At 64.6% G+C, this 12,576-nt stretch carries 10 protein-coding genes; all 10 read left to right on the forward strand.

Annotated elements, in window-relative coordinates:
• The first annotated feature begins 164 nt into the window (after positions 1 to 164).
• The 10 genes from BLU38_RS20025 (at position 165) to BLU38_RS20070 (ending at position 12,576) form a co-directional block, all read left to right on the forward strand.
• Positions 165 to 452: a pyrophosphorylase gene (locus tag BLU38_RS20025; protein WP_091527201.1), complete on the forward strand. Its 288-nt coding sequence runs from the start codon at positions 165 to 167 to the stop codon at positions 450 to 452.
• Between the two features lie 202 nt (positions 453 to 654).
• Complete coding sequence (locus tag BLU38_RS20030) at positions 655 to 6,561, forward strand: polymorphic toxin-type HINT domain-containing protein (protein WP_157683578.1); 5,907 nt, start codon at positions 655 to 657, stop codon at positions 6,559 to 6,561.
• A 2-nt stretch (positions 6,562 to 6,563) separates the two neighbouring features.
• On the forward strand, positions 6,564 to 6,845 hold the full coding sequence (locus BLU38_RS30980) for a MafI family immunity protein (protein WP_157683579.1): 282 nt from the start codon (positions 6,564 to 6,566) through the stop codon (positions 6,843 to 6,845).
• A gap of 729 nt (positions 6,846 to 7,574) precedes the next feature.
• Positions 7,575 to 8,033 carry an Imm26 family immunity protein gene (locus BLU38_RS20035; protein WP_157683580.1) on the forward strand — a complete coding sequence of 153 codons (459 nt, stop codon included), beginning with the start codon at positions 7,575 to 7,577 and terminating at the stop codon, positions 8,031 to 8,033.
• A 63-nt stretch (positions 8,034 to 8,096) separates the two neighbouring features.
• The gene (locus BLU38_RS20040) at positions 8,097 to 8,528 is read left to right on the forward strand and encodes a DUF4259 domain-containing protein (protein ID WP_157683581.1); all 432 of its coding nucleotides are present in this window, start codon (positions 8,097 to 8,099) and stop codon (positions 8,526 to 8,528) included.
• Between the two features lie 1,233 nt (positions 8,529 to 9,761).
• Complete coding sequence (locus tag BLU38_RS20050; RefSeq protein ID WP_091527206.1) at positions 9,762 to 10,166, forward strand: SMI1/KNR4 family protein; 405 nt, start codon at positions 9,762 to 9,764, stop codon at positions 10,164 to 10,166.
• A gap of 399 nt (positions 10,167 to 10,565) precedes the next feature.
• Positions 10,566 to 10,835, forward strand: a complete 270-nt coding sequence (locus BLU38_RS20055; RefSeq protein ID WP_231920420.1) for a MafI family immunity protein — start codon at positions 10,566 to 10,568, stop codon at positions 10,833 to 10,835.
• Between the two features lie 312 nt (positions 10,836 to 11,147).
• Positions 11,148 to 11,474, forward strand: coding sequence for a hypothetical protein (locus BLU38_RS20060; RefSeq protein WP_091527208.1), 327 nt, complete (start codon positions 11,148 to 11,150; stop codon positions 11,472 to 11,474).
• 254 nt (positions 11,475 to 11,728) lie between these two features.
• Positions 11,729 to 11,902 carry a hypothetical protein gene (locus tag BLU38_RS30990; RefSeq protein WP_157683582.1) on the forward strand — a complete coding sequence of 58 codons (174 nt, stop codon included), beginning with the start codon at positions 11,729 to 11,731 and terminating at the stop codon, positions 11,900 to 11,902.
• 62 nt (positions 11,903 to 11,964) lie between these two features.
• The gene (locus BLU38_RS20070) at positions 11,965 to 12,576 is read left to right on the forward strand and encodes a hypothetical protein (protein WP_091527210.1); all 612 of its coding nucleotides are present in this window, start codon (positions 11,965 to 11,967) and stop codon (positions 12,574 to 12,576) included.

Genomic DNA, 12,576 nt, shown 5'->3' on the forward strand with positions numbered 1-12,576 from the left:
CTCGGGTTGCTATCTTTTTCTGGCTCCCACTGTCGCCGGTGTCGGGTCCGGCGCATGGTCGAGGGTGGGAGTGCCGTCGGACGCCGGGCAGCAGCCGGGCGATGGCAGGACGACAGGGAACCAATCGATGGCCGGCATTCGGGGTCGGCGAAGGAGAGAACGCAATGGGAGATCCGCGCGTACTGACAACGCAGGGAGCCAAGGATGCGATCAGGGCGATCGAGAACATCATCAACCACGGTCTGACCCAGCAGATCCAGTCGCTGGATTCGCAGGGCAAGAAGCTGTCCGACCCGAACGTGTGGGACGGGCCGCTGGCCACGCAGTTCCGGACCTCGACGTGGCCGGAAACCCACAGCGCGCTGAACAAGGCGAAGACCGAGCTGGAAGATCTGAAGCGTGAGCTGTCGAAGATCTCCACCGACATCATGACCGCCGGTGGCGGCCACTGATCAGGCTCCAACGAACAACGTCCATCGGACGGGCTGTCGCAATCTCGCGACGGCCCGTCCGATGGATTTCGGCGTTTGAATGAATTATTGATCATCAGGTTCACCGCGGGCCACGTCGCAAGCCCTGCGGTGAGTAGTTGAGGGGTCGGTCGGGACTTTCATGGTCAATGCAGGCGATCTTGATATCGACAATTTGAAAGGCATGCCGGACGTCACGTTCAGCTTCACTGTTTCGTCCGACCTGAAGGGCGCGTTCCGCGCCGCCGCCAACCTGTTGTCCGGTCAGCGATCCAACCGCTCCAGCTGGCGCTCGACGGCTGCGGCCGACTTCAAGGGCCATTTCGCCGACATCTTCACCACCAACGGCACCACCCAGCTGAACGACCTGGACGAGATCGTCCGGAACCTGCGTGCTGTCGTCACTCAGGTCGAGGGTGTCGAGCAGGATGCGCGAGACGAGAACAGCCGCCGCAAGACCGCTCGGGAGTGGGCGCAACGGCAGGCCGACCGCAACGGCGTGAGCAAATGGATCGACGACCACATCACCGGTGGCGAGGACCCGCCCGCGGTCGAGATCAAGGACAAGGGACCGAGCAAGAGTGTTCCGGCCAAGACGCCGGCTTCCCGGAAGACGCCGCACCCGGGATCCGGCGGCGGTGGCGGTGGCGGCACGACGTCGGCTCGCCCGTCCGATCTGCGGAAGTTCGCCACGGACACCGCTGGCGGCGATGACTCCTTCAACGGCACCGTCACCGGGTTGAACAACCACGTCAGCAGCTTCGGGACCTCGTGTTCCTGGGCGACCCTGGATGCGTCCGGTCCGATCAACGCCCTCAAGGAGTGGCTGCGGCTCAACGGCGAGGACGGCAAGTGGGCGACCACCGTGGCGGACGCGTTCGCGAAGGCCGGCGGTGAGGGGAACATCTCCTACCTGAAGAACAGCACCATCTCCGAAACTCTGAAAAGCAAGGGCATCGCGGTCAACCGGTCCGATCTGAAGGTCGATCCGCCGACCGCCTTCGGTAGCCCGCCCACCACCGGCTATGCCGACGATCCGATCAACACCGCCACCGGCAACTTCATCGAGAACGAAGTCGATCTCGCCTTCACCGGCCCGGCCTCGGTGCTGAGCCTGCCGCGCACCTACAACTCGCTGGACGCCGACTGGGGATGCTTCGGCCGTGGCTGGTCCTCCTGGCCCGAGGCAGGCCTGACGATCACCGACGAGGCAGCCCGACTGCGCCTGTTCGACGGCCGGATCGTGGTCTTCCCTCGGCTCGGCGACGGCTGGGATCGTGCCGACGGGCAGAACATGTGGCTGTCTCGCCGCCCCCCGGTCGACAATGCTGGGCCCAACGGTGTCGCGGCCGGCTACACCGTCACCAACTCCACCGGTCTGCGCTGGGAGTTCACCGGTGACGGACGGCTGCGGTCCACCGACAACGGACCCGGCACGAAGATCGACTTCGACTACGACGAGTCAGCTCGGCTGACCACACTGCGGCACGAGTTCGGCCGGACGATCGAGCTCGGCTGGGACGACGACGCCGACCGGATCACCCACGCGACCGCCTCCGACGGCCGCCTGGTTTCCTACTCCTACGACGATTCCGGCCGGCTGCTGGCCGCCGCGACCCCATCCGGGACCCGGACCTACCGGTGGAACGACGCCGACCTGATCGAGGCCGTGATCGACGCCGACGGCGTGATCGAGGCCGAGAACACCTACGACGACCAGGCCCGGGTCGCCACCCAGCGGTCGCAGTACGGCCGGACCAGCCGATTCGTCTACCTCGGCGGTGGCGTGACCGCGGTCTCCGATGAGGACGGGAACCGGAACAACACCTGGATCTCCGACGGCAAGGGCCGGCTGGTCGGCGTGATCGACGCCGAGGACAACCGGCAGTCGACCAGCTACGACCGCTACGGCAATCCGGTGATGATCACCGAACGCAATGGTGCGGTCACCGTCAACAGTTACGACGACCGCGGCCGGCAGGTCGAGCAGGTCGCGCCGTCGGGTGCCCGGATCGGCTGGACCTACGACGATCATGATCGTCCGGTCGCCATCACGGTGCGCAACGACGATGCCGAGGCCACCACCCACTACGTCTACGAGGGTGACTCCCGCGATCCGGTCCGGTCGGTCGACCCCACCGGTGGGGTCACGCTGATGACCTGGGCCGACGGTCTGCTGAAGAAGATCGTCGACCCCGAGGGGGTCACCCTCCGCTTCGATCATGATCAACAGGGCGAGCTGATCGCCACCACCGATGCCGACGGCAACGTCGCCCGGCTGGAGCGCGATGATCTTGGACGGGTGATCGCGGCGACCACCCCGTTGGGCAATCGGACCAGTTATCACTACGACGGTGCGGGTCCGCTGCTGTCCCGGCAGGATCCGGACGGGGCGGTGTGGCGGTTCGAGCACACCGTCGGCGGCCGGATGACCGCGGTGATCGATCCGACCGGCGGCCGGACCGAGCTGGAGTACGGCGCCAACGGCGAGGAGTCCAAGACCGTCGACCCGCTGGGTCGCGGCATCACCTCCAGCTACGACGACCTGGGCAACCGGTCGAAGGTGGAGCTGCCGGACGGCTCGACCTGGGACTTCGGCCACGACGCGATGTCCCGGCTGACCAGCTTCGTCGACGCGGCCCGGAGCCAGTGGCGGTTGGACTACGACGTCCAGGGCAGCGTGGTGCACACCCAGGATCCGACCGGTGTCGAGCGCAGCGTCGAACGCAACGAACTCGGACTGCCGGTGCGCTCCGGTGATCGGCTGTCGCAGACCGCCGCCGACTACGACCGGCTGGGCCGCACGATCACCGAGACCGGGCCGGACGGCGCCAGCGTCTCCTACGTCTACGACCTGTGCGGTCGGGTGATCGAGAGCACCGACGCCGAAGGCGGGGTGACCCGGATCGTCCGCGACAGTGCCGGACGTCCGACCGCGATCACCCATCCGATGGGCTCGACCTACCACTACGAGTACGACGCCTGCGGCCGCCGGGTGGCGACCATCGACACCGACGGCTCACGGTACGAGTTCGACTACGACGCCGACGGCAGGCTGGCCGGCGAGCTGTGGCCGACCGGCGAACGGGTGTGGATCCGCTACGACGCCTGCGGTCGCGCGATCGAGCGATTCGAACCAGGGCAGGGAATCAGCCGCTACGGCTATGACAAGGTCGGCCGACTGATCCGGACCAGCGACGGCTGGCACGGTCGTCGCCAGTTCCGCTACGACGCGGCCGGTCAGCTGCTCTCGGTGATCAACGCAGCGGGCGGTGAGACCCGATTCGAATACGACGCCGCGGGCCGCTGTTCGGTGATCATCGACCCGCTCGGTGGCCGTACCGAACGACGCTTCGACCCGATGGGCCGCATGCTGTCCGAGACCGACCCGCTCGGCCGGACCACGCACTACGGCTACGACGCCGCCGGCCGGCAGACCCGCCGGATCGATCCGGCCGGCCGGGAACTGTCCTGGACCTACGACAACACCGGACGCCGGTTGGACGAGTTCGCCGGTGATCGGCTGCTGTCCCGCATCGAACGCGACTTCGCGGGCCGGACGCTGCGCATCGGTGACGGCGAGACGATCAACGAACTGGCCTACGACGCCAACGGTCAGCTGACCCTGCGGATGCGTACCCGCGAGGGTGTGGCGGCCGGCGGGCTGGGGCTGTCCTGGTCCTACGACGGCGACGGCCGGCGGACCGCGTTCACCCGGGCCGACGGCACCCAGACCCGGTATGAGTACGACGCCGCCGGCCGGGTGTCGGCGCTGGACGAACCAGGCCTGGGCCGGGCGGTGATCGACCGGGACAGCATCGGCCGGATCGTGTCGATGACTGCGCCCGGACTGTACGCGTCCTGGACCTGGGACGGTGGCGCGATCGTGCGCCATCAGGTCACCCGGCAGGGCGTCACCGAGACCACCGAGATCGAACGCGACGACAGCGGCCGGGTGATCGCCGAAAGCCGTAACGGTGCGCGGACCAGCTACGGCTACGACGCCGCCGGGCAGCTGGTCGAGGCCCGCCGCAGCAACGGCTCGGTGACCAGCTACAGCTACGACGCCGACGGCCGGTTGGCCCGCGAGGTCACCGACGGTCGGACCACCAGCTACCGCTACGACGCGGCCGGGCAGTTGCTGGCCCGGCAGACCGCGGACGGCACCACCGAATACGGCTACGACGCTGCCGGCCAACGGATCCGTGAGCACGGCCCGGAGGGCGAGCGCCGATTCAGCTGGGACCCGCGCGGCTTCCTGACCAAGATCAACACGATCACCCATGTCGCCGACAAGGTCAGTGCGCGGACCCAGGAACTGGAGGTCGACGCGCTGGGCGAGCTGGCCGTCCTGGACGGTCAGCCGGTCGCGTGGGATTCGGCGGCCGGTGTCCGGTCGCTGGCTCAGGTCGGTGACGTGGCGGTGTCCAACTTCGGTCCGTTGACGGCGTTGTTGCCCGATCACAACGGTCGGGTCGGCGACGACGGCAACGGCGGCTGGTTGACCCCGGACTGGCGTCCGCGGTCGGTCGGTGAGGATCCGTGGGGCGTGGCGACCGGCGCCGAGCCGGCCGGTTTGCCCTCAGGTGTACAGATCGGCGGCCAGGGGAATCTGCTGGTCGACGGCATGGAGTGGATGCAGGCCCGGGTCTACGATCCGGGCAGCCGTGGATTCCTGTCCACCGATCCGCTGGATCCGATGGTGGGCGCCGGCTGGGCGGGTAATCCGTACTCCTTTGCCGGCAATGATCCGCTGAACCAGTCGGACCCGTGGGGCCTGAAACCCGTTACCGACAAGGAACTTCAGGCCTACCGTGATTCCAACAACGGGAGTCTGCGCAATGCTGCGTCGGCGGCCACCAATTGGGTGAAGGACAACTGGGAGTACATCGCGGCGGGTGCGTTGATCGTCGGTGGTGTGGCGGTGATGTGTACCGGTGTCGGCGGTCCGATCGGTGCGGCGATGATCGGTGGCGCGCTGATGTCGGGTGGTATCTCGGCCGGCACCCAGAAGTTCCAGAACGGCAGTGTGGACTGGGGCAAGGTCGGTGTCGATGCTGCGATCGGTGGTGTCGCCGGCGCTGCCGGTGGTGGTGCCGCGGTGGGTGCGATGCGCGCCGCCGGCAAGGCCGGTCTGAACTGCATGGGCAAGAGCATGGTGACCGGTGCTGCGGCGGGTGCCGCCGACGGCGGCGTGAACGGCGGTCTGACCTATGCGACGTCCGGTCAGCCGCTGACGCCGGGTGGATTCGTGAAGGCCACTGCGGGTGGCGCGGCCTTCGGCGGTGTCACCGGTGGTGCCGCGGGCGGTGTGATGTCCAAGGTCGGTCGCGGGGCTTGTTTCGTGGCGGGCACCCAGGTGTTGATGGGTGACGGCTCGGAGAAGAACATCGAGGACGTCCAGATCGGCGACGAGGTCACTGCTGCCGATCCGGAGACCGGTGAGACCCACGCCCGGCGGGTGATCGACACCTATGTCCACGAGAACATTCCGACCTATGATGTGGAGACCACGGCGGGGACGGTCACCTCGACGGAGGAGCATCCGTTCTATGTGCAGGGCAAGGGCTGGATCCCGGTCCGTGACCTGCAGCCGGGTGATCGCCTGGTCGATCCGAAGGGTAGCGAGGTCGACGTCGTCGCGGTCACCGCAACCGGTGAGACGGCGACGGTCTACAACTTCAACGTCGATGAGCTCCACAGCTACCACGTGCAGGCCGGTGAGACGTGGGTCCGGGTGCACAACGATTGTGGACCCGAGGACTACGTCGATCTGGCGTCTGCATCTCGCCGGCGCCATATTCTTGACGGCGATGGCCCTGGCAGCGGCGGGCATCGTTGGCCCGGACAGCCTGGCAAGACTCCATTCCCGGAGGACTGGTCTGACGACAAGATTATGCATGAGGTCTCAGACGTGGCGACCGATCCGTCGTTGCAATGGACACAAAACACAGGGCCAGAGGGCGCTGACTTCACCAGACGCGGAATACCTGCACGAAAGGAGGTAGTCGGAAGTCGAGACGGTGTCAACATCAGGGTCATATTGGAACCCGCAGGCGAGGGTATCATTACAGCCCATCCTTTGGAGTGAAGATGGTCGAACTGTCGGAACTGGAGAGACGAATCATTCAGGCTGCCGAGCGCAATGCAGATTGTTTAACGGATAGTGAACGCTCCAAGATTCGTGACCTAGTCATGCATAACGAGTCTGGAGTGGCTTATGAGATGCTCTGTGAGCAGTTGTACGAGCGCGAGTGTCAAATTTCACGCGCGAATCTGGATGACCTGCGCGAGTTGGGTGAATCGCTAGGTATAAGCTACGGAACCATTCCACTCTGGGAAGCGGAACTGCGCGATCGGGAACAGTCTCAATAGGAGTAGCTCGAGGCTCCCCATCCGCTGAACCAGTGCGGCCGTGGGGTCTGAAACCCGTTACCGATAAGGAGCTTCAGGCCTACCGCGATTCCAACAACGGCAGTCCGCTTAATGCTGTGTCGGCGGCCATCAATTGGTGAAGGATAACCGGGTGAGGCGCGGCCAACGGGGCGTTCGGTGGTGCACGCCGTCCGGGCAGAGGATATCCAGGAAAATCCGATTCCCACAGTCGTGGAGTGATGATGAGATCATGCATCACGTCTCAGGTATCGCTACTGATCCGAGTGCCACGTGGCAGGCGTCCCTGTCGATCGGGCGACTAGTGAGCTCGCGGTACGCGAGAGGGCATCGACATCGACGCTCTGATTAGGCACGATCAGATATGCCGCAGCGGTGGCACCAGTCATCGGGGTCAACGACCCGGCAGGCCAGTACCGCCCGATCCGACTCGAACCGCCTGGCCACCGCAGTGAGGAGCTGACAATGTCAGACGTGTACGACCTGTAAGTCTGTGATCGGCGCACTGGCCGAGGACGGTGCTCAGGGGCCGTCCGGGCAACCGCATGCATTCTCGTGAGTAGGCACATCGGTGGCCGGTCGTGGCGAATTGGCTGCCCGAATCGCGGTTGGTCGACTGCGATTGGACACCATCGCGGATCAACTTGTAGGCAACCGGCGGCGGATCAGGAACGGAGGTCGGCAGCATATGGCAGCGGACGGAGTAGTCCAGTGACGGCGCTGGATTGCGCCGAGGGCGATTGGATCGCGGTTCCGCTTCGTAGTGATGGCTACGCAGTTGGGATCATTGCTCGCATGAAAGAGATGCAGATCTTCGGCTACTTCTTCGGGCCGAAGCGTGATGCGGTCCCGGAGTTGGACGAGTTGTCGGGTCTGCGCCCGGATGATGCCGTGCTGGTCGGGGCTTTCGGTGGTCTAGGTCTGAAGAAGGGCAAGTGGGCGGTGCTCGGCCGGTTCGACAACTGGGACCGCGCAGACTGGGCGTTTCCGCCTTTGGTGCGATACGAGGAACTGACTGGGCAGACCTATCGGGTGACCTACGATGACAATGATCCCGGCAAGGTGCTGCACCAGGAAGTGGTGGAGCCGGGTGCTGCGGAGCAGGGGCCAAGGGACGGACTGATGGGGCATGGGTTCGTTGAATTGAAGCTGACCAAACTGCTGGATTGAATTCGCGCAGGGACGATCGGCAGCGTCGAGAGCGCGGTCTCTCGGGCTATACACAATGATGAGGTGAGCGCATTGGGTGCCTGGGGTACCGGTCCGTTCGATGATGACTCGGCGATGGACTGGGCGTACGGCTTGGACGAAGCTGACCTCTCGACGCGTCGGCGGTTGATCGATGATGCTCTGCGGGCCGCTGTGAGCTGCGACGACTATGTGGAACAGCCCGTGGCGGCGGAGGCGATCGCGGCGGCGGCCGTGGTCGCCCAACTCTGGGGCGGCGTGGTGCCGGAGTGGTCGGGGCCGAGGTTCCTTGTTCAGGGTGAGCGTCTTGAGATCGATGAGGAATCGGCCGAGTTGGCTGCGCGAGCGCTGGATCGGGTCGTTGCTGACGGCTCCGAGTGGCGTGAGCTGTGGGAGGAGGCGGGCGAGTTGGATGACGCGCGATCGATGTTGTGCGACCTGAAGAGCCGATTGTCCCGAACGCGGTCGGCGCCATGATCTGGCGCCGGAGGACGTCTATCGTGCAATGCTCGTCTGGCTGACCGAGGAAAGCTACCCTCCGCGGTTGAAGTCGGCGATGATCTTGGCCAGGGATCTCGGTCAGAATGATCTGGGAAGTAGGTATGAGATATTTGACACTGGCCGCCGACTACATGGATCCTGTGCTCACGGAAGTCGATGGCGGAGCTGTCTCGTTAGGAGAGGCTGGCTTGTCGAGAGATCTGATTGACGACATTATTTCCTGGAACGCAGACTATCAAGAGATTGTTCGTGTCGTTCCAGGTGAACGTAGGGACCGGCTATCCGATATTATGCGGCTTGACGAGCGTGGTCTGGAGCTCGCCCGCCGCGTGGCGTCCGAAGCGTCGCCGGCAAGGGTGCGTTACTACAGTGAAGGGCTTCTGAAGCACCTTGACTAAACAGGTCGACCCGCCAGGCGCACCCGAATGACGTGGATCAGAGGCCGTCCGACCAGCCCTACGACGTGGTGAGAGCGGGCGCGACTCGACAGAAGTTCTCATGGGCGTCCGATGGACGGTCGGCGAAAACCTTGATAAGGAGTCAACCGACTCCGTTGGTCCAAGGTGGCTGAGTAGGGGGATGCTGGCGACGAGGCGACGATGTGCATTGACCACCTCGCTGGGCCGTGCGGTTCGAAGCGGGGCGGTTCGGTCTATGACTGGGCGGGCACTCGCACTGGATGCGGCCCCGTTGGAGCATGCCTGACGTCTTGAACGCGGCCGCGACCGATCTGTACGTCCGATCCGACCCGTATGGTGTGCGGTCGGCCGACTAACTTGGACTACTTCAATGACCAGTTCTGATCCGTTGCGAACCTGTCGGGTTTGTGGATACTACTTCAACGAGTGGTGCCCGTGGGGAGAGGATGGACGGTCCCCGTCATTCGATACCTGCCCGTGCTGTGGGGTCGAATTCGGCTACGGCGACTCGTCGTTGGTCGGGGTTCGCAGGTGGCGAGAGCACTGGATCGCGAAGGGCGCACCGTGGTCTGATGGCCGCACGCCGAGTGACGGTCTGGACGTTGACGATCGTCTGAAGCGCGTCGCGGCTCAGTTCCGATGAGATCATCGTGTCCATGCGATCAAGACGTCACGATCGAAGAAGTTGCCCAAGAGCCTGCACGTTGACAACAACTGACAACTGCACCGGAAGGTCGAGACCAGGATCCCAAGTCAGGCCGCAGCGTTCGCACCACTCGGAGGGAAACTGATGACCGCAGTCGAAGCTGCAGAGAGTCTCATCCAACTTGTTCACGAGTACTCTCGCGTGTCCACCTTTGCTGACGGATGCTCGGACGAAATGTTGCGCGCCGCAGAGCAGCAGTTGGGTGTCGTGTTTCCACCGTCGTATCGGCGTGTGGTTCAGGAGTTCGGCACCTGGGACATCGCCGGGCTCGAGTTTCTCGGTGTGTATCAGACACCGGCGATGGGCAATGAGCTCCTGGGCTCGGTCCGTGCGACGCGCGATGCGCGGGCGTCTCTCGGTCTGCCTGCGTCGATGATCGAGGTGATGGAAGATGATCTTGGACTCGTGGTGCTCGATACAGCGGCGCTGGATGAGGACGGTGAGGCGGCTCGGCGACAATTTCGGGGACTACGCACTCGCTGTGTGTGAAGCCGCGGTCCGGTCGTGGCGGAGCTGAAGCTGGAGTCTCGATGGTGCAATGGGGCGATCGCGGGTCCGGGCGTCGCGCCGACAGAGGATTGGCGAGTCTTCGGCATCATGGCTTGTGAGGTGATGACGCGTGACCAACAGGGAAGTTGTGGCGCACTTTCGCGAGTTGCGGGCCTGCTTCGCCGCTCGACAGGTGGATCCGGCAGCAGCCCACTCGGAGTTCGAGCGGCTGGCGTACTAGTTGGGCGGGGTGTCGTCGACCGATGACCGCACCCTTGTCGAACTCGTCAACGCAATGGAACTCATCCGCTTCGGGAGCATGGCAGAACATCAGGCGGTCGGGCTCGATGAGGCCTTCACAGAAGCGGAACGTCTGTTCGCCAGGTATGAGCGGTGATCATGCTCTTCAGTGAGTTGGAACGACGGATCGGTGCGCTGGCCGGACAGTTCCGCGGACAGCTTCCGCTCCGCGATCAGCAGAAGGTCGAGGACGAGCTCAGGTATGGGGAGTACGGTCTGGCGCTCGACCTTCTCTGCACTCAGCTCTATGAGTGGGATATCCACGTCGGCAGGGATGCGGTCGTCGAGATGCGCATCCTGGCCGATGCCATGCAAATCGACGTCAGCGTGATCCGGGTGTGGGAGCGGGAGCACTCGAGCGGGCACTGATGTGCACGCTCGTTGGAGCGCTGCTCGTCCGTCAGGGCGCCGACAGTCAAGTGGTTGACTATCAGGTCTACGCCGCCGCAAGATCGGCCAGGCGATCGCATCGGATCTGGAAGAAGTTGCGCACGTGCCCGACGGCCGGTGGGTCGAGGTGGCCGATACGTGTGCAGGATGAGGACGAAGATTGGGCCCAGCGCTTGTCCTGACCCTGGAGACCGCGGGTCGTCGGCAGTGCTTGTTGAACGCCGGGCCGCTCAAGTCGCGATACGGTTCGCGCGACGGAATTTCCTCCCGGCCGATTGAAGGGGTGCCATCGTGGTCTTTTTGATCACTGAGGTCAATGGAGCGATGCGAGACGGCGAGCTCGCTGACATCCCAGCACTGTTGGACTCCCTGCAGGGTGCGGATGTGGAGCACCCAGATGTTGCGGTGCAGACTGAGGAAGGGATCAGCGTGTCAGTCTTCGGAGATGGGCTGACCGTGATCGAGGACGTTGAGTCCGGTGAGCTGGATCCGCACTGGGCGATGATTCCGAATCGGGAGGACATCGTCGCGGTGATTGTGGCTGTGACGGAGGGAGAAAGGTCGCGCGCGATGTCGCTGGCCCGGTGGCAGCGGGGGCATGGCCCAGGGAATGGCTGACACTGAGGTCCGGCCGCTACGGCGCTGCGCGGTTCGAAACAGAGGGAGGGCTGTCGATGTGGGGAGTCGCCGCCAACAGGGCGTCGCGGGAGGATCCTGCGCTGACCTTGACCACCGAGGTCGGTCTCCTCAGCGGGACCTGGCACGGTTCAGAGCCGGTGCAGGCGGGGGACAGGGTCGACGTCGAGCTCGAGTTTGCACGGCCTCGTTCCTGGTCGGAGATCACCGCTCCCGTCGAGTCGACTCCTCGGAGCATGACTGCGGTGCGAGGGACGGTGTCGGCGACCTTCGACGATGAGGTGATCGGAGTCATCATCGGGGGCGCCGCCGTTCAACTCGAGCTGGACGCACCGCCGCCTCCGGATGCGGTTGGCCGGCTGGTCGTGCTGACCGTTGATGATCTTGAGTTCCATCCGACGGGGCTCTGACGAGCGAGGGGCTGTGCGGCTAGGCCGACGGCGCGAGGCCGTCGCATGACACACTGGCGAACATGACGCAAGACGTCGAGCTCACGCTCACTCAGGACGAAGCATTGGTGGTCTACGACTGGCTCACCCGATTCAATCTCGCTGACGGTGCTGTTGATCATCACGCGGAGCGGCGTGTGTTGTGGGACCTCGAGTCGGCTCTGGAGTCAAAGCTCACGGCGCCGCTGAGCGAACGCTACCCCCAACTCCTGGCCGCTGCACGTGATCGGGTCCAGGGTCGAGCGGACGAATCGTCGCGAGAGACCGTGGCCAGCCCGACGCGTCGGCTGCTGGCCAGCGCGGACCTTCCCGACGGCTTCGTCTATCCGCCACTGTTCCTCCGAGTGGTCGAGTTGGGGTTGGTCGAGCTGGAGCCGTGGTCGATCTTGCACGGCGAACAGTTGATCAACCGGGTAAGAGGCATCAGAGACCGTTACCCACAACGGAAGTTGGTGCCGTTCGCGCGCCGCGTCGACCGTGACGATGTGGCCTGCTTCGACCTCGCGACCACGGCAAGCACGGTCCGCATCATCGAGGATTTCGGTGAGCCGGGATTCGAGCTGTTCGAATCCTACGATGACTTCGCCGGCTGGCTGCACGCCGCCGTGCAGGACCTGATCGAGTTCGAGGAGTGA

This window comes from Microlunatus soli (assembly GCF_900105385.1).
In the GTDB taxonomy this organism is placed as follows: domain Bacteria; phylum Actinomycetota; class Actinomycetes; order Propionibacteriales; family Propionibacteriaceae; genus Microlunatus; species Microlunatus soli.